This window comes from Rhizobium sp. TAL182, assembly GCF_002117725.1.
Taxonomy (GTDB): Bacteria; Pseudomonadota; Alphaproteobacteria; order Rhizobiales; family Rhizobiaceae; genus Rhizobium; species Rhizobium esperanzae.
The window spans coordinates 2,986,978-3,004,760 of record NZ_CP021024.1 but is presented as its reverse complement, the minus strand read 5'-3'; the positions used below and the strand labels follow the sequence as shown (position 1 = coordinate 3,004,760).

The following is a 17,783-nucleotide window of genomic DNA, read 5'->3' as shown; positions in this document are numbered from 1 at the left end:
GTTCGGCGGCTGCTGCCGGCCCGCATTAAAGGATGTTTGACGTTTCCCGGCTAGGCTGGCGCCAACAATCAAGCAGGCACCGTCGTCCGCATGACGCAAACACCGTTCCTTTCGATCGTCGCGCCTTGTCACAACGAGGAAGAAGGCCTGCGCGAATTCTGCCGCCGCGCCGCCGCCGCTGCTCAGAGCGTCGCCGGTGACGCCTTCGAACTCATTCTCGTCGATGACGGCTCATCGGATGGCACCTGGGAGATCATTTCGGATCTGGCAGCCAAGGTGCCGCAGGTGCTCGGTGTTCGCCTCCTGCGCAATCACGGCCACCAGCTGGCATCGACGGCGGGTCTTTCGGCGTCACGGGGCGAGCACGTGCTCCTGATCGACGCCGACCTTCAGGATCCGCCCGAGCTGTTGTTGATGATGATGCCGATCATGGAGCGCGGCGCCGACGTCGTTTACGGTCAGCGCACACGTCGCGAGGGTGAAACCTGGTTCAAGCTCGCCTCCGCTTCGCTTTTCTACCGCACGCTCTCCAGGTTCGCTTCTGTAAGCATCCCACGCGATACAGGCGATTTCCGGCTGATGCGCCGGCGCGTCGTCGATATTCTTCTGGCGATGCCGGAGCGTGATCGTTTCATCCGCGGCATGGTCAGCTGGATCGGCGGCCGGCAGGTGGCTCTGCCTTACGAGCGGGACGCCCGTTTTGCCGGAACGACGAAATATCCGCTGCGCAAAATGATCAATTTCGCCCTCGATGCGATCACCAGCTTTTCAACGACGCCACTGCGCATTGCCACATGGCTCGGCATGATCAGCGCCGGTGTGGCGATGGCGTTGCTCGTCTATACCTTCGTTCGCTGGCTGCAGGGCGAGACCGTCACCGGCTGGTCGTCGATCATGGCCGCTGTCAGCGCCTTCAGCGCCATCCAGCTGATCTGCATCGGCATCATCGGCGAGTATCTCGGCCGTCTGGTGCAGGAGAGCAAGAGGCGGCCGATGTTCATGGTCGAGACGATCCTGCGGGGCGGCGACCAGGCCGAACTGCCGACGACCTTTTCTGAAATGAGCGCCGGCGACCGGCGCGCCGCGCTGGATTCGGCCTTCGCGCCGGCAGAGTTGCCGCGGCCGCAAAAGAGCAACCGGATCAAATAATGAATCGAATTGCTGCGCCTGTTCATGCCGCGGCCGTGCCGGAGGATTTGATCGCCCGGCAGGACTCTACCATTGCGATCGCCGTTTTCGTCGCGCTTGCGGCTGCATTGGTCGTCCTGTTTCACTTTCCGCCGGTTCTCGACTACGCCAATCACTACGCCCGGATTTGGCTGCTTTCGGGCGGCATCGGCGAACAGCCGTTCCCTGAGATCTATGCGATCGATTGGAACCGCACCTTCACCAATGTCGGGATAGATCTTCTCGCCGTCTGGCTGGGGCCGCTGGTCGGCACCGACAGGTTGGCGCGGACATTGCTCTTTCTGGCGATCGTGTTGCCGCCGCTTGGTGCGATCGGGCTGCACCGCTTGCTCTTCGGTGGCCGGCACTATTGGCAGATCGCCATGCTGTCGTTCGGCTGGTGTTCGACGATGATCGGCGGCTTCATCAATTTTCAGATCGGCCTCGGCATGGCCTTGTTCTTCTCGTGCATCGATCTGCGGCTGCAGGGCGGAAATCCGGTCTGGATTTTTGCCTGGCGGCTCGCCGCCGCACTGCTGCTGACGGTGATGCACATTTTCTCGCTGGGCTTCTATATAGCGATCGTCTGCGGCCTCGAATTTTCCTGGCGCATCGACATATTGCGATCAAAGGCCGCTTTGGCGAGGCTTACCGGCCGATTGGTGCTGGCGATCAGTGCCTGCGCCCTACCGCCGCTCGCGTTGTACCTCCGCACTGCTGCTTTACCAGATGCCGGGGGGAGCGGCCTTGGGCTTGCCTGGAACGATGGCGTCATCCTGATCCTGATAAACCTTGTCTCCGCCATCACGACCTATGTTCCCTTGGTGGACGTCGTGCTGTTTCTGCCACTGATCCTCATCTGCACGCGGGCCGCACGTACGGGCGACATGCAGGTGCATGCGGGGCTTGCCGTTACCGCCTGCGGATTGTTGCTTCTTTCCTGTATTTCGCCGCGACACGCTCTCGGCACCGGCTGGATCAGCTGGCGCTTTCCGATCATGACGGCGCTCGTCGCCATGGCGATGGTGTGCCCGTTTGCCAATTTGACACGCCGGCAGGCGCTGTCGCTGGCGCTGGTCATCAATCTTGCGGTCTTCGGCCGAGCCGGCTGGATCGGGTGGAATTGGTGGCTGGCGCAGAAAGATGTCGCGGCTGTCGAGGCTGTGCTGAGAAAGATACCCGCCGGCACGGCCGTGCTGCCTCTGGGGCATGAACCGGAGACCGCCAGCAGCCTTGCCCATTCCAATCGGCACTTTGCCTGGGGATTGGATACCTTCAGGCATCTGCCGACGCTCGCCGTGCCGTTCTCGCATGCTTTCGTGCCGACGCTCTTCACGGCAAAGGGCAAGCAGCCGCTTTCCGTCCTGCCGCCATGGTCCCATATCGCAGTTCCCGAGGGCAATCTGGTGTCGATCGCCGTACTTTCATGCCCGGCAATGATGCGGGAATATATGGATTTTACGCCCTATCTGTCGGATTGGCGCAGGCGTTTCGATTTCATCCTCATTGCCAATGCCGATATCCCCGACCGTTATGTCGGCAGCTTGATGCCGGCGGGACTGACGCTCATTGAGGATGCCGGTTTCGCGCGGCTTTATGCGATCGACAAGGTAATGCCGGCGGAACCTCTCTCGATCCCGGCCGGTTGCGCCAGAGCGTCTTAGAGCGGTTCAGCTTTTCACGGTACTGCAGAACCGCTCTAAGCTTTTGGATTTACGCTCCAGGCTGCCGATGCCGTGCCTGTTCGGCTCTACGAACTGCCGGTCGTCCTGAGCTCGAGCGCAAGCTGTTGTGCCTGTCGTGCCGTGTCTTCGTCGCAAATCAGCACGTTGCCCAGGCCGGACAGCAGCACGGCTGCGATCGCCTGCGCCTTGTTCAGGCCGCCTGACGCGAAGACGACATTGGGAATGACGCGCAGGGCCTCCAGCTCGGGAGCGATCGCGCACCTGTTTATCGCATGGTCGATCGGCCGCCCGATCTTATCGACGAACTGGCCGAGCACGTCACCACAGGCACCGGCTGCGAGCAATTCCTCTATGTTGATGTTGCGTGGCAAGCCGTAGCGCATCAGCAGCGAACGCTCCGTCATGTCGCCGATGCTGAGCACGATGACATCATTCGTCTCGATCTGTCGAAAGGCTGATTCAAAAACATCCTGCCGGACGATTGCCGTCCGCGATTCCGGGCTGCCGGCATAGATCGGAGCAGCCAGATAGGAGCATTCGGCATTGAGCTGGCGGGCAAGATCGCTTGCAATGTCAAAGGTATTGATTTCGATGCCGTGCGTCAGCCCGCCCATGACCGAATTGACGCAGATATCAGGCCGTCTCAGCGAAGGCATATGACGCACCATCTCGCGGAGCGTTGCTCCCCACCCGACGCCGACGCCGCGGATACCGCCGCCGTTCAGAAGCTGGACGAGATAATCGGCGGCCGCTTGGCCGAGCAGGACGGGGATCAGTTGCGCATCCTCGGGCGTCGGTACGATAATTGCCCGATTGAGGTTGAATTCTGCCGCCAGCTGCTGCTCCAGGGCGACACAGGACGTCAGCCGGGAATTGAGGGTGATCGTCACAAGGCCAGATCGGCGCGCCTCGGCGATGATCTTGTTGACGCGAAGCCTGTTGGTCGAAAGTGCTTCTGCGATCTCACCCTGGGTGCGTCCTTCCATGTAATAGAGCCAGACCACGCGCACCTGCATCTGCTCGTCGGGGAGCGCTACGGGCGCAAAAGAAGCACTTCTGTTCTGTGACATGCGATAAACTGCGCCTCCGCTTCGACGCCATGGATCTCAAATCCCCGGCGCTTGTCAATCGCCGGGGGCCGTGTCAGCCGCTTCACCTCGATCAGTCGGTTCGCCGGCCGGTCGACTTGTTGAAGGGATGCAAAGCTTCCATGCGTACATGACACGAAATGCGATCGCTTTCCCGCAGATGTCGATCGGTAGGCACGCTCGCGATGATGCGCTTTCGGCTGTCGTCGATGCGCAGATGCACGTTGTTCTCATCGCCGACGGTTTCGATCAATTCGACATGGGCATCGAACCGGAGATCATGCTCCGATCCGGCGCCGAGGTTGATCGCACCAGGTCTGATGCCGACGAGATCCGTGTCCCTGGGAAGCGCGAGGTCGCTGGGGCCGAGTTCATCCAGATCGATCAGGTTCATCGGCGGAGAACCGATAAAGCCGGCAACGAAGACAGTTTCGGGACGGCGATACACCTCGACCGGTGTCCCGATCTGTTCGATTCGGCCGCCATTCATGACGACGAGCCTGTCGGCGAGGGTCATCGCCTCAAGCTGGTCGTGCGTCACATAGAGACTGGTCGTCTTGAGCTGCCGCTGCAACCTGCGAATTTCGACACGCATTTGAACGCGAAGCTTCGCATCCAGATTGGACAAGGGTTCGTCGAAGAGGAAGGCGGCGGGATCGCGGACGATGGCGCGGCCCATGGCGACGCGCTGGCGCTGTCCGCCCGAGAGCTGACGGGGGCGTCGCTCGAGGAATTCGCCGATTTCCAAAATGTCGGCGGCGTCCGCGATCCGCCGGTCGATCTCGTGGCGAGGAACGCGGCGGTTCTTGAGTCCATATTCAAGGTTCTGCCGAACGGTCATGTGAGGATAGAGCGCGTAGTTCTGGAAGACCATCGCAATGTTGCGGTCGGCCGGATCGACATGGCCAACGTCATTGCCTGATATCCTGAGATGCCCGGAGCTTATCGCTTCGAGCCCCGCGATCATCCGCAGCAAGGTCGATTTTCCGCATCCTGATGGGCCGACCAGCACAATCATTTCGCCGTCCACGACAGTCAGATTGATCCCTTTCACCGCGGGCACCGGTCCGTAATTCTTCTTCAGGTCGATCAGTTCGATAGCGGCCATGGCATCCTTCCTCCGAGGTCGTCATACATTTGTAACATGCTATTGACATTTGTAACAAGTGACCCCAACCTTGTTTTATCGCCACTCTGGGAGGGGTTGATCGGCGCTCGACGCACCGGTCGGCGAACAAAGGCAATGGAGAGGAAAACGAAATGACGGCAATGTCTTCGATAGGGTCCCGTATCGGGCGGACGATCCGGTCATTCGCGGCGGGCGCTGCCCTGGTGACGCTCGGATTGGCAAATGCAAGCCACGCCAGCGCCGCCGATCGTGTCAAGATCGAATGGTGGAATGCGGCAGGCGGTCGCCTGGCCGAGATCACCAACCAGCTGATTAAGGACTTCAACGCCTCGCAGGACAAATACGAGGTCGTCGGCATCGGCAAAGGCAATTATGAAGAGACCATGGCGGCAATGGTGGCCGCCTATCGCGTCCATCAGCAGCCCGTGCTGATCCAGGCCGCCGAGCGCGGCTTTCTGACCATGTACAATTCCGGCGCGATCATTCCGGCGCCGGAGCTGATGGAGAAGGAAGGCTACCAGATCGACTGGAATGATTTCGTCGCGCCGGTCGCCGGTTTCTATCTGGTCGACGGCAAGCCGGCGGCGATGCCCTTCAACAGCTCGACGCCGATCTTCTGGTACAATGCCGATCACTTCAAGGCAGCTGGCTTCGACAAGCCGGGCGAGACCTGGCAGGAGCTCGACAAGCAGCTGCGTGCTATCAAAGAGAAAGGTGTCTCGAAGTGCCAGATGGCGCTTGCCAACGACTTCTACTGGAGCCTGATCGAGAACTATGCTGCGATCCAGGACCAGCCTTACGGCACCAAGGCGAATGGCTTCGGCGGCCTCGACACCGAATTCATCTTCAACAAGAGCCCGTTGGTGGTCGGTCAGGTGACGCGCTTGAAGACTTGGATGGACGCCGGCATCCTGCAGATCGCCGGGCAGGGGCTCTCGCCAGACCAGCTGTTCACCTCCGGAACCTGCTCGACCTATGTGGCCTCCACCGCGGCGCATGCCGCCGTCGAGAGCGGCGCGAAATTCAATTGGAGCGCGACCTTCCTGCCGCATGAGGAAGGCATTGAGCCGAAGAACAGCACCATCGGCGGCGGCGCGCTCTGGGTCCTGAAAGGCAAGTCGGAGGAAGAATATGCCGGTGCTGCCGCCTTCCTGAACTTCCTTGCCTCACCGAAGACGCAGGTCTGGTGGAGCAAGCAGACCGGCTATGTGCCGGTGACCAACGCCGCCTATGAGCAGGCCAAGTCCGAGGGTTATTTCAAGGACCACCCGACCCGCGAGATCGCCATTCTCCAGCTCACACGCGGTACCCCAACCGACAACTCGCGCGGCTTCCGCTTCGGCAATCACAATCAGGCGATGGCGCTTCTGGTCGAAGAGATCCAGGGTGTCTGGACCGGCCAGAAGACACCACAGCAGGCGCTGGATGCCGCGGCGGCCCGCGGAAACCAGATCCTTCGCCAGTATGAGCAGCTTCATGCAGCAAAGTAGAACCTTGGGAAAGATGGAAGGCGCCGCCCGGCGCCTTCGCATCCCGGATCTTCTGTCGACGGGCCGCTCGGTCGGGCAGCCGTCGGAGGCCGGATTGAAGTCCGCCCACTTCAACAAGCCGTGGCTCGCCTTCGGCCTGGTTGCGCCGCAACTGCTGATCCTCCTGTTCTTCTTTTTCATACCGTCATACAAGGCGCTATCGCTGGCCTTCGTTCAGGTCGATCCCTTCGGGGGCACGCAGATTTTCGTCGGGCTCACGAATTTCTACAATCTCTTCGCCAGCCCGGAATATCGCGGCAGCGCGCTGTTCACGCTCTGGTTCACCGTTGCTCAGAACGCCGCAACGCTTCTGCTTGCCGGTCTCTTTGCCTTCGCGACCGATTTCGTGATCAGGGGCAGGGGGATCTACAAGAGCATCATCCTGCTTCCCTATGCGATCGCGCCTGTCATTTCGGGCGTCATCTGGGCCTTCCTGTTCAATCCGGCGGTGGGGCCGGTCGCGCAGCTTCTGCATGGGTTCGGCTTCGAATGGGACCCGAACCGGCGGCCTTTCGATGCGCAGCTTCTGGTGACGATCGCTTCGGTCTGGAAGAATGTCTGCTACGACTACATCTTCCTCGTCGCCGCCTTGCTGGCCGTGCCTGCCTCGCTGCTGGAGGCGGCAAAGCTCGATGGCGCAAGACCGGTGCGGCGCTTCTTCACCATTTCGCTTCCCCTGATCTCGCCGACGATCTTCTTCCTCGTGGTGATGAACTTCGTCTACGGCCTGTTCGAAACCTTCGGCATCATCGACGCGGTCACCCGCGGCGGCCCGGCGGGGGCAACGAACAGCCTGGTCTACAAGGTCTATCAGGATGGTTTCGTGCAGCTCGACCTCGGCTCGTCAGCCGCGCAATCGGTGCTTTTGATGCTGATCGCCATCCTCTTCACCATCGTTCAATTCCGCGCGCTCGAGCGCAAGGTCAATTACCAGGTGTAGCCATGCCCGAACGCCATCTCGGCCTTTCGATCTTCTGCCACGCCATATTGCTGATCGGCGCGGTCTTCGTCTGCCTGCCGCTCTATTTCGCCTTCGTCGCCGGCTCGCTCACCTTGCAGGAGGTGCAGCAGGCGCCGTTTCCGGTTTTGCCCGGCTCGCATTTCTTCGAAAACCTAGCCGCCGCCTGGCAGCAGGGCGAGTTCTCGCAGCTGTTCCTGAATTCGATCATCGTCACCGCCGGCATCGTCGTCGGCAAGCTGGCGATCTCGCTGATCGCCGCATTCGGCGTCACCTATTTCCGCTTCCCGTTCCGGATGACGGCGTTCTGGCTGATCTTCGTGTCGCTGATGCTTCCGGTCGAGGTCCGCATCATCCCGACCTATGAAGCGGTCGCCGATGCCGCCGGGCCGATCCGCTGGCTGGCCGGCATCATCGGTCTTTCCGGCGTCGTCGAAGGGCTGACGGGATACAGCATCGAAGCCTCGTTGAAATGGAACATGGTCAACAGCTATGCCGGCCTGATCCTGCCGCTGATCGCCTCCGCCTCGGCAACCTTCCTGTTCCGGCAGTTCTTCCTGACCGTTCCCGACGAGCTTTGCGAGGCGGCCAAGCTCGACGGCGCCGGCCCCTTGAAGTTCTTCAAGGATATCCTGCTGCCGCTGTCGAGCGCCAATATCGCCGCGCTCTCGATCATCCTGTTTCTTTACGGCTGGAATCAATATTTGTGGCCGCTGCTCTTCACCACCGACAAGGAGATGGGAACGGCCGTGCTCGGGCTGAAGCAGCTCGTTCCCGTGTCGGACTCCGCGCCCGCCTGGAACATTGCGATGAGCGCTGCGCTGCTCGTCATGCTGCCGCCCGCGGCCGTCATTCTCTTCATGCAACGCTGGTTCACCAAGGGGCTGGTGGACTCCGGAAAGTAATACGCAAATCTCAAGGATATTCAGACGATGGTGCATATCATCGGCCACCGCGGTGGCCGCAATCTCTGGCCCGAAAACAGTCTTTCGGGCTTCCGCAACCTTGCGCAAATGCCGGTCGATGGCGTGGAGTTCGACATCCACCTGACGCGCTCGGGCGAAATGCTCGTTATTCACGACCCGACGCTCGAACGCACGACGGATGCGCGCGGGCCGGTCGCCGCCCTCGGCCCGGGAAAACATCGCGAAGTCAGCCTCAAGGATAGCGACGGGGAGGTGATCCCCACCTTGGAAGAGGTGCTTGCCGTCTTCAAGAACACGCCGCTCGAGCTTCATATCGAACTGAAGACGCATGCCGATGGCACGCCCTACGAGGGGCTGGCCGCCAAGGCATTCGCCGCCGTCGAGCGGTTTGGTCTGACGGAGCGCTCGATCCTGACGAGCTTTCATCCCGAGGTGCTTGCCGATATCCGCAAAGCCGCGCCCGGGATTCGCACCCTGTCGTCCTTTGACGCCAAGTCGACCGAGCGTCTCGGCCTTGCGAGCGGCCTCAGCCTGATGAAGCAATACTCGGATATCATCGCCGTCGAGAAGTCGCTGCTTCAGGCGAAGTGGGACGAGATCACCAAGCTCGTGCCGCTCGACCGGCTCGGCGCCTGGGTTCCGAACGAGATGAGCGATCTCGAATACTGGCTTGCCAAACCGATCCGGCAGATCACCACGGACCGGCCGGATCTCGCCCTGCAGGCGCGGAGGTGAGGCGTGCTCGATGACCGCATCGATCATCCCGGTACCCGAGGCGTCATGGCCAGCATCGACCTCGTGATCTTCGATTGCGACGGCGTGCTGATCGACAGCGAGCCGATCGCCAGCCGTACGCTGGCGGAAACGCTGCAAGGCGCCGGCATCGCGATCAGCGCGGCGGAGGCGCATGTCAAATTCACCGGCAATTCGGAAAGCATCATCGCCGAGATGTGCCGGCGCGAATACGAGATCATCGACGTCGCCGCGCTGTTCGAGAAATGGCATCTTCATCTCTTCGAGGAATTCGCGCGCTCGCTGACGCCCATTGCCGGCATTGCCGAGGTCGTCAACAGTCTCGACCGTCCGAAATGCGTCGCGTCGAACAGCACGATGTGGCGGCTACGCAACAGCCTGGGCAAACTCGATCTCTGGAGCGCCTTCGGCGAAGACGTCTTCAGCGCCGAATTCGTCTCTCGGCCGAAGCCGGCCCCCGATCTGCTTCTGCATTGCGCCGAGCGCTTTCGGGCCCGGCCGGCCAACTGCGTCATGATCGACGACAGCGTTCATGGTGTGGCGGCGGCAATCGCCGCAGGCATGACGGCCATCGGATTCGTCGATCCGGCCGACCCGAGGCCCGGTCGCCGCGCCGTGCTCGATGCCGCCGGAGCTGCGGCCGTTGCGACAGGCGCGGGGGAGCTCACCGCCATTCTGGAAAATGTCGGAGGGAGGCTGTGATGGCGCCCCGGGCGGAGGGCGCGTTCAGCGCCCAGCCTCCTTGCCATGTTGCCGTGACCGCGTAATGTCAGCGTCCCTGGAGGCGGGGATCTTTCCAGGCAACAGACTTTGAACTCGACCGCAGCTGCTAATCAACCCGATCCCTGGCGATCCGAAACGAGAGACCATGACCGACACATCTCATACCGCAGAAGCCGGCGCCAAATATGTCATCGGCGTCGATGTGGGCACCGGCAGCGCCCGGGCCGGCCTGTTCGATATGGCCGGCAGCATGCTTGCCTCCGCCAAGCGGAATATCAGTCTGTTTCACGAAGCCGGTTCCATCGTCGAACAATCGAGCAGCGAAATCTGGAGCGCCGTTTGCGCCGCCGTGCGAGAGGCGGTTACCGCAGCCGGCATCGATGCGGCTTCCGTAGTCGGGCTGGGATTCGACGCCACTTGCTCGCTCGTGGTCCTTGGCGAAGGCGGCAAGTCGCTTCCCGTCGGGCCTTCGGAAGATCCGGAACGCGATATTATCGTGTGGATGGACCACCGCGCCGTCCCACAGGCGGAGCGCATCAATGCGTTTGGGCATGATGTGCTGCGTTATGTCGGTGGTCGTATTTCGCCCGAAATGGAAACCCCCAAACTTCTCTGGCTGAAAGAAAACCGCCCCCAGGTTTTCGATGCCGCTTGGCAATTCTTCGATCTTGCGGATTTCCTCACCTGGCGGGCGACCGGCGATCTGTCGCGCTCGACCTGCACGGTCACCTGCAAATGGACCTATCTCGCTCATGAAAAGCGGTGGGACAGCGGCTATTTCCATCAGATCGGTCTCGGCACGCTGGCCCGGGAAGGGTTTGCCCGCATCGGCAAAATCATTGTCGAGCCCGGCTCCGCGCTTGGCGAGGGGCTGACCGTGGCTGCGGCGGAGGAACTCGGCCTGGGGCCGGGAACGGCCGTGGCAGCCGGGCTGATCGATGCCCATGCCGGCGGTGTCGGAACCGTCGGCACCGATCCGCGAGCCAATCTTGCCTATGTTTTCGGGACTTCTTCCTGCACGATGACATCGACGGCAGAACCGTCTTTCGTGCCCGGTGTCTGGGGACCTTACTATTCGGCGATGGTGCCGGGCCTCTGGTTGAACGAGGGCGGCCAGAGTGCCGCCGGCGCGGCGATCGACCACCTTCTCTCCTTTCATCCGGCGGCCGGAGAGGCGAAGGAGCTCGCCAAGAGCGCCGGCGTTGCGCTGCCGGTCCTGCTTGCCGACATGGCTACCGCCAAGGCGGGCCGGTCTTCCGACGCGGTCAAGCTGGTGGCCGGGCTGCACGTCGTTCCCGAATTCCTCGGCAACCGTGCGCCCTTCGCCGATCCGCATGCCCGCGCGGTCATTGCCGGTCTCGGCATGGAGCGGGATATCGACAACCTGGTTGCGCTCTACATCGCGGGGCTTTGCGGCATCGGCTACGGCCTCAGGCAGATCATCGAAACGCAGGCCGAGGCGGGCGTGACCGTCGAGAACATCGTCATCAGCGGCGGGGCCGGCCAGCACGATTTCGTCCGCCAGGTGCTCGCCGATGCGAGCGGCAAGCCGGTAGTGGCGACGAAGGCCGAGGAGCCGGTATTGCTGGGAGCGGCCATTCTCGGCGCTGTCGCCGGCCGGCAATTTGCCGATGTTGGCGAGGCAATGAGCGAGCTCACCAGGGTGGAAAAGCGTTTTCAGCCGTCAGAGGGCGAGATTTCAGATCTCCACCGCAAGCGTTACGAAGCGTTCAAGGAGCTTCAGACGTTGGTGCGCAAGCTTCGCAGCGATGGCTGACATCGAGACAAATGTCGCAGGCTAATTATTGATGGCGATGATCGCCCAATGGCTTTCCTCGCAAGCGTTGTCGTCGCAGACTGCACCCATCCAGACGGCGCCATTTGCGAGCATGACTCCTTCGCTGTTGACGAAGAGATCCTCATATTGCTGGCGCCCGACCGCGCTGCGGGTCTCCGGAGTCACCAGATCGTCGAAATTCTCGATGAAATCCTCGGCGTTTTCGACATCATAGGTTTCGCCATCTGCCTTTACGCTCAGCGGATATTCGGCAAGGCCGGCGATGGTCTCGGCGTCGCCGGAGCGCATGGCCAGAACAAGCTGGCGCAGCGGCCGGTCGAAGCCGGCAGCATCGCCGTGCAATTCCTCGATGCGGTTATAGACCTCATTCTCCGACTGTGCGGCGGCGCGGCCGGTGAAGGGCGTCGTTGCCAGGAGCATCACTCCGGCTAAGAGAAGGGCAGCAGATAGACGCGACATGGAAGGCTCCCGGCAAATGACATTCTGCAGCATTATGCAATCTCAATCCGGCGTCCGCCTATCCAATTCTGGTGCGGCACCGGCCTTTCCCGTATAAAAATCTTCCGGGCCTGCTTGACGGCCCGATCGGATTGCCGCATAAAGCCAGCGAACCGTACCGTACGGTACGTATGTGGGAGCCATGACCGTGTCCGTCGAAACCGCAGAGCCGAGCGAATTTTCGCCGCGCCAGAACGCCGTTCTGGAGCAGGCGCTGCGGCTGCTCGTTGATGGCGGCGAGAAAGCGCTGACGACCTCGGGTGTTGCGCGCGCTGCCAATTGCTCGAAGGAAAGCCTCTACAAGTGGTTCGGCGACCGCGACGGGCTGCTCTCGGCAATGATCGCCTATCAGGCGAGCAAGGTGCGCACTTTCGAGCGCAACGGCGAAAGGCTGACGGCGGCGAGCCTGCACGACCATGTCGTCATTTTCGCGCGTGACCTGCTGGAGGTGCTCGCAGGCGACGTCTCGCTGGCGCTGAACCGACTGGCGATCGGCCAAATCAACAAGACGGAGGCGAACCGCGACGGCTCGAAGCTCGGCAAACTGCTGCTCGAACGCGGGCGCCGCCAGATCGACCGGCGCGCCATGGCGCTGATCGATGCCGGCAAGCGGGCAGGTCTGCTGCGTTTTTCCGATGCCGACGAAGCCTATCACACGCTTTACGGCCTTGTTGTGTCTGACCTGCATGTACGCATGCTGCTCGGGGAACCCGGCCTCAAGGATACCGCGCGCCAGGCGGAGAGGGCGGTGACCGCCTTCCTCCGGCTTTACGGCACGGAGAAGGTTCTGGCGGAGATGCCGGTTCTCGGCTGATTTCGCCTTAATGACAGTCAACAGGACAAGCACAAGGGAAGGAACTTCAAATGCGCGTCTATTACGATCGTGATGCCGATCTCAACCTCATCAAGGCCAAGAAGGTCGCCGTCATCGGCTACGGCTCGCAGGGCCGCGCCCATGCGCTGAACCTGAAGGACAGCGGCGCCCAGAACCTCGTCATCGCTCTGAAGGCCGGTTCGCCGACCGTCAAGAAGGCCGAAGCCGACGGCTTCAAGGTCATGACGGTTGCTGAAGCCGCCGGCTGGGCCGACCTGATGATGATGGCGACGCCGGACGAGCTGCAGGCCGACATCTACAAGGCCGATATCGCGCCGAACATCCGCGACGGTGCTGCGATCGCCTTCGCACACGGCCTCAACGTGCATTTCGGCCTGATCGAGCCGAAGGCTTCGGTCGACGTCGTCATGATCGCTCCGAAGGGCCCGGGCCACACGGTTCGCGGCGAATACCAGAAGGGCGGCGGCGTTCCCTGCCTCGTTGCCGTTCACCAGAACGCTTCCGGCAATGCGCTTGAGCTCGCTCTCTCCTACGCCTGCGGCGTTGGCGGCGGCCGTTCGGGCATCATCGAAACCAACTTCCGCGAAGAGTGCGAAACCGACCTCTTCGGCGAACAGGTCGTTCTCTGCGGCGGTCTCGTCGAGCTCATTCGCGCCGGTTTCGAAACGCTCACCGAAGCTGGCTATGCGCCTGAAATGGCCTATTTCGAGTGCCTGCACGAAGTGAAGCTGATCGTCGACCTGATCTATGAAGGCGGCATCGCCAACATGAACTACTCGATCTCCAACACGGCCGAGTGGGGCGAATACGTCACCGGTCCGCGCATCATCACCGAAGAAACCAAGGCCGAGATGAAGCGCGTCCTCAAGGACATCCAGACCGGCAAGTTCACCTCCGAATGGATGCAGGAATACCGCTCGGGTGCGGCCCGCTTCAAGGGCATCCGCCGCAACAACGACAGCCACCAGATCGAGGAAGTCGGCGCCAAGCTGCGCGGCATGATGCCCTGGATCGGCAAGAACAAGCTGGTCGACAAGTCGGTCAACTAAGCTGTTTCGCTAGCTTAAACGGGAGGTCGGGTTAAAGCTCCAGCCTCCCGACTGCTGATAACCCCCGGCTGAGCCGGGGGTTATTTGATTCATTGCGACATGCTGAAGAAAGTTGCTCCCGGACCACGAGGCGAGCTTCGGTTTGTTGGGAACGGAACTGGAGCTGGTCGGTTAGTGGGATCTATTCGATCTGCTTCAGGGATCAGATGTCTAAGGCCGGAATTCTTACCTTTCATCGCTGCATAAATTATGGCTCCTATTGGCAGGCACGCTGTCTGGCCGAAGGCCTCGCGTCCATGGGAGTAGAAGCCGTTCTCCTGGAACACATGTCCGATCGCGTGAACCGCGCGGAATGGCAATGCGCGCTGCAACCGCTGCTTCCTGCCGCAACGCCAAGGGAAGACTACCCGCTCTACAAAGCGAAGATCCGGAAATTCTTTCACTCGTTTGCCAGCTTACCTCTTTCATCGCCTTTTCCCTTGGAAAACCCAGCCGCGATGGACGACTATCCGCTCATTGTCGTCGGCAGCGACGAGGTGTGGAACCTTCGCCATCCCTGGTATGGCGGGTATCCGCTTTTTTACGGCGAAGGCCTGCGATGCAGGCGGCTTGTCTCCTATGCCGCGACGTTTGGAAGTCTGACATGGTCGGAGCGACTGGAGGGGTGGGCGGAAAAGCTGCGAAAGTTTTCTCATATTTCGGTGCGGGACCTCCATTCGGAGCGGATCATCCACGAAACATTGGGACTGGAGCCCGAACTCGTTCTCGACCCGTGCCTGCAATTTCCACAGACGATGAACGCGAGCAGGGATGACGGGGAGGCGGCAACCTATATAGCCGTCTACGGGCACAGTTTTCCCACGTGGTTTCAGAATGCAGTGCGCCGGTGGGCAGGAGACCGGGACTATCCGCTTGTCAGCATCGGCTATCGGAACGATTGGGCCGACAAGCAATGGATTGATGCCAGCCCGGAGGACTTCGCCAGCTTCATTTCCGAAGCAAAGGCTGTCGTGACGAATTTCTTTCATGGATGCGTGTTCTCGCTTGTCAACGAGAAGCCGTTTGCATGTGTCCTCTCCGATTATCGCTCCAACAAGATTCGCGATCTAACGCGGGTCGTCCGAGCTGAACATCATGTTCTGACTGCGGATAAGACCCCGTCGCATCTGGATGTTATCCTCGGTAACCCACTTCCTACGGGCATTTCGCAGCGGATATCTTCGCTGCGCGATAGATCCAACGCCTATCTCAGCCATGCCTTGCAATAGCTCCGATCAGAAGAATCGGCTCGCGCCGGGCATCGCTCCCAAGGATATTGCAGGCCCCGGCTTCTGCATCGGCTGCGGCTCCTGTGTCGCAAGGTCAGCGCGACCTGACGTGCACATGGCTCTCGACCGGTACGGGCAAATGAAACCGGCAGGCCCGAAGACGTGGTTGCAGGGCGGTGATGAAGAATTTGCGCGAATTTGCCCGTTTTCGCCGGTGGCCCAGGACGAGGACGAATTGGCGGCCGAATATTTTGCCGGTGCGAAAAATCGAGACCCTCTACTGGGGCGTTTCGAGGCCGCTTTTGTCGGCCATGTCGAGGAAGGGGAATATCGTTCGAACGGCAGCTCCGGCGGCATGGTCACCTGGATGGCGGCGGAACTGCTGCGTCTGGGGCTTGTCGACTGTGTTGCTCACGTCAAGGAGAGCGATGATCCGCAATCGGAAGGACGCCTGTTTCATTATTCGCTGTCGCGCAATCTGCAGGAACTTCAGGCAGGCGCCAAATCTCGATATTATCCTGTCGAGCTTTCCGGCGTGCTTCATTCCATTCGTGAGGCGCCGGGCCGGTATGCCGTGGTTGGCATTCCCTGTTTCATCAAGGCGGTACGACTGGCCTGTGCCGGTGACCCGGTATTGAAAGAGCGAATTGCCTTCACGCTTGGGCTGTTTTGCGGCCACATGAAAAGCGCGCGCATGGCCGAGAGCTTCGCGTGGCAGATGGGGCAGGACATCAGGAAGGTTAAACGGCTCGACTACAGGAAGAAAACCCAGGATCGGCCTGCGAATTGGTATCGGGCTCAGCTGACACTCGAAAACGGAGAGACGTGCGCCCAAGACTGGTGGCATCTGGTCGATGGGGACTGGGGTGCAGGCTTTTTCCAGAATTCCGCCTGCAATTTTTGCGACGACGTTGTTGCAGAAACGGCCGATATCGCTTTCGGGGATGCCTGGAAGGAACCCTACTCCTCTGATGGAAGAGGAACGAACGTGGTGATCGTCCGCTCAAATGCACTTCTGGATGCGATTCATGCGGGGATCGCTGAGAAGAGGATCGCACTGTCTTCTGTCGATTCCGACTTTGTTATAGCCACTCAGGCCGCCGGGTTCCGTCAGCGTCGCGAGGGCCTCGCATTCCGGTTGAGCTGGCCGCGTATGGGTATGCGCCCGCGCAAACGCGTCCGTGCCGGCAGCCATGGCCTGTCTCGGCAGCGCATGGCGGTCTACATCATGCGCTATTGGATCAGCTTTTGGAGCCATCGCGTCTTTGCGATCGCGGTTTTCTTGCGCAGCCCCAGACTTTACATTCTGTGGGCTCGTGCTGCCTTGGCATGCTATCAGGGAGTCGCTTATTCCCGGGGGCCGATCGGCAGGATAGCCCAGAGCCTGGGTTTAGCCGGCTCCGAGGGACGCAGGTGATTCAAGCCCCAGCAATCGGGCTGCTGACTTGGCAACGCGCGACACATATCCGCTGTCCTGGCGTGGCGCGTAACGTTCAACCATTTCTTCGCAGAAGCCGGCGAATTCTTCAGGCACCAGGGGCGGACTGGTATGGTGGGGCGCAATACCTCTATGCTCCGGCGTGAAGCAGAATGTCACCGTTACGTCGAAATCTTCGAGGGCTTGCATCTGTCGGTCGAACCACTCGAGGGCATTGGGCCGGAATCGGTCCGCCCAGGAAAGTCCGGTGCGCACAGATTTCACGCCCAGCCGTCTCATCCAAGCAGCAGCCTCATCCAGCCGCGGGTCTTCGAAGTGGAACCATTGGACCAGTCCGAAATCCGGCGTGTGTTTGGCAAATTCGTCAAGCGCCGGTTTGGGCGTTCCGTCTTCGCGTAGAATGCCCATATAGTAGTGCCGATAGTAGGAGGAGCCTTCGGCTTCGCGATGACGCGTTGTTGCCTCCCATGATCGAGGGAGGTCGTAGAGGCTGTACCATTGGCAGCGCTCGACTTTGCCCTTGAGCAACTCGGCAGTTCTTTGCAGGCCCCACAACTGCACTTCCTCCGCGCCGAAGGTCGAGACGCCCACTTCGCTGACCCAGATCGGCAGATCAGTGACTGCGCGTATTTCGTTGATTTTCTCCGGCCAGTCATGAATCTGCCAGAGGTTCCAGTCGAGCGGGAAACCATGCAGCGCGACGGCATCGAGGTGATCGAGCACGCCGTAATTCTTCATGCGGCTGATGAAGAAAGGGTCGATTGGGGATATTCCGCCGAGCACCTTCGTCAGGTCCGGATTCTTGGCTGCGATGGCATCGGCCGCCAGGATTGCCATTTGCGCAAACAGGCTCCATTCGGGATCGATCTCAGGATCCCAGTGCGATTTGTTGTTCGGCTCGTTCCAGATCATTGCAGCTTCGATCATTTGACTTCCCCG

The 17,783-nt window shown here is 60.8% G+C and carries 16 protein-coding genes; 12 read left to right on the top strand and 4 right to left on the bottom strand.

Features of this window, described 5'->3' with window-relative positions; all coding sequences use genetic code 11:
• The first annotated feature begins 90 nt into the window (after nt 1-90).
• Together Tal182_RS15290 and Tal182_RS15285 are read left to right on the top strand one after the other, a co-directional pair.
• The gene (locus Tal182_RS15290; RefSeq protein WP_064810765.1) at nt 91-1,149 is read left to right on the top strand and encodes a glycosyltransferase family 2 protein; all 1,059 of its coding nucleotides are present in this window, start codon (nt 91-93) and stop codon (nt 1,147-1,149) included.
• A complete protein-coding gene (locus Tal182_RS15285) occupies nt 1,149-2,831 on the top strand; it encodes a hypothetical protein (RefSeq protein ID WP_085859981.1) in 1,683 nt (560 codons plus the stop codon). The genes Tal182_RS15290 and Tal182_RS15285 overlap by 1 nt, the downstream gene beginning before the upstream one ends.
• 86 nt (nt 2,832-2,917) lie before the next feature.
• Here the strand turns inward: Tal182_RS15285 and Tal182_RS15280 are convergent, their stop codons facing one another.
• Both Tal182_RS15280 and Tal182_RS15275 read right to left on the bottom strand, forming a co-directional pair.
• Nucleotides 2,918-3,922 (bottom strand): sugar-binding domain-containing protein, encoded by a 1,005-nt coding sequence (locus tag Tal182_RS15280; protein WP_085859980.1) that lies wholly within the window; start codon nt 3,920-3,922, stop codon nt 2,918-2,920.
• Nucleotides 3,923-4,013: 91 nt separating this feature from the next.
• Nucleotides 4,014-5,048, bottom strand: a complete 1,035-nt coding sequence (locus tag Tal182_RS15275; RefSeq protein WP_085859979.1) for a sn-glycerol-3-phosphate import ATP-binding protein UgpC — start codon at nt 5,046-5,048, stop codon at nt 4,014-4,016.
• Between the two features lie 152 nt (nt 5,049-5,200).
• Between Tal182_RS15275 and Tal182_RS15270 the strand changes: the two genes are divergently transcribed.
• From Tal182_RS15270 to Tal182_RS15245, 6 genes are all read left to right on the top strand, one after another.
• Entirely contained in the window at nt 5,201-6,559 is a 1,359-nt protein-coding gene (locus Tal182_RS15270; protein ID WP_085859978.1) for an extracellular solute-binding protein, read from the top strand.
• Nucleotides 6,560-6,572: 13 nt separating this feature from the next.
• Nucleotides 6,573-7,538, top strand: a complete 966-nt coding sequence (locus Tal182_RS15265; RefSeq protein ID WP_170965883.1) for an ABC transporter permease subunit — start codon at nt 6,573-6,575, stop codon at nt 7,536-7,538.
• Nucleotides 7,539-7,540: 2 nt separating this feature from the next.
• Nucleotides 7,541-8,461: an ABC transporter permease subunit gene (locus tag Tal182_RS15260; protein WP_085859977.1), complete on the top strand. Its 921-nt coding sequence runs from the start codon at nt 7,541-7,543 to the stop codon at nt 8,459-8,461.
• A 27-nt stretch (nt 8,462-8,488) separates the two neighbouring features.
• Nucleotides 8,489-9,217 (top strand): glycerophosphodiester phosphodiesterase family protein, encoded by a 729-nt coding sequence (locus tag Tal182_RS15255; RefSeq protein WP_085859976.1) that lies wholly within the window; start codon nt 8,489-8,491, stop codon nt 9,215-9,217.
• A gap of 3 nt (nt 9,218-9,220) precedes the next feature.
• Nucleotides 9,221-9,937: an HAD-IA family hydrolase gene (locus Tal182_RS15250; RefSeq protein ID WP_085859975.1), complete on the top strand. Its 717-nt coding sequence runs from the start codon at nt 9,221-9,223 to the stop codon at nt 9,935-9,937.
• Between the two features lie 166 nt (nt 9,938-10,103).
• Nucleotides 10,104-11,735: an FGGY-family carbohydrate kinase gene (locus tag Tal182_RS15245; RefSeq protein WP_085859974.1), complete on the top strand. Its 1,632-nt coding sequence runs from the start codon at nt 10,104-10,106 to the stop codon at nt 11,733-11,735.
• Nucleotides 11,736-11,756: 21 nt separating this feature from the next.
• On the opposite strand, the gene Tal182_RS15240 is transcribed toward Tal182_RS15245, so the two are convergent.
• A complete protein-coding gene (locus tag Tal182_RS15240; RefSeq protein ID WP_085860956.1) occupies nt 11,757-12,215 on the bottom strand; it encodes a hypothetical protein in 459 nt (152 codons plus the stop codon).
• Nucleotides 12,216-12,396: 181 nt separating this feature from the next.
• Between Tal182_RS15240 and Tal182_RS15235 the strand changes: the two genes are divergently transcribed.
• The 4 genes from Tal182_RS15235 (at nt 12,397) to Tal182_RS15220 (ending at nt 16,823) form a co-directional block, all read left to right on the top strand.
• Nucleotides 12,397-13,068 carry a TetR/AcrR family transcriptional regulator C-terminal domain-containing protein gene (locus Tal182_RS15235; RefSeq protein WP_170965878.1) on the top strand — a complete coding sequence of 224 codons (672 nt, stop codon included), beginning with the start codon at nt 12,397-12,399 and terminating at the stop codon, nt 13,066-13,068.
• Between the two features lie 50 nt (nt 13,069-13,118).
• Nucleotides 13,119-14,138, top strand: a complete 1,020-nt coding sequence (ilvC, locus tag Tal182_RS15230; protein ID WP_004668557.1) for a ketol-acid reductoisomerase — start codon at nt 13,119-13,121, stop codon at nt 14,136-14,138.
• Nucleotides 14,139-14,344: 206 nt separating this feature from the next.
• The gene (locus tag Tal182_RS15225) at nt 14,345-15,406 is read left to right on the top strand and encodes a polysaccharide pyruvyl transferase family protein (protein WP_085859973.1); all 1,062 of its coding nucleotides are present in this window, start codon (nt 14,345-14,347) and stop codon (nt 15,404-15,406) included.
• Between the two features lie 115 nt (nt 15,407-15,521).
• On the top strand, nt 15,522-16,823 hold the full coding sequence (locus Tal182_RS15220; RefSeq protein WP_085859972.1) for a Coenzyme F420 hydrogenase/dehydrogenase, beta subunit C-terminal domain: 1,302 nt from the start codon (nt 15,522-15,524) through the stop codon (nt 16,821-16,823).
• Here Tal182_RS15220 and Tal182_RS15215 read toward each other — a convergent pair.
• Nucleotides 16,797-17,771, bottom strand: a complete 975-nt coding sequence (locus Tal182_RS15215; RefSeq protein ID WP_085859971.1) for a beta-xylosidase — start codon at nt 17,769-17,771, stop codon at nt 16,797-16,799. The genes Tal182_RS15220 and Tal182_RS15215 overlap by 27 nt on opposite strands.
• Nucleotides 17,772-17,783: the final 12 nt, after the last annotated feature.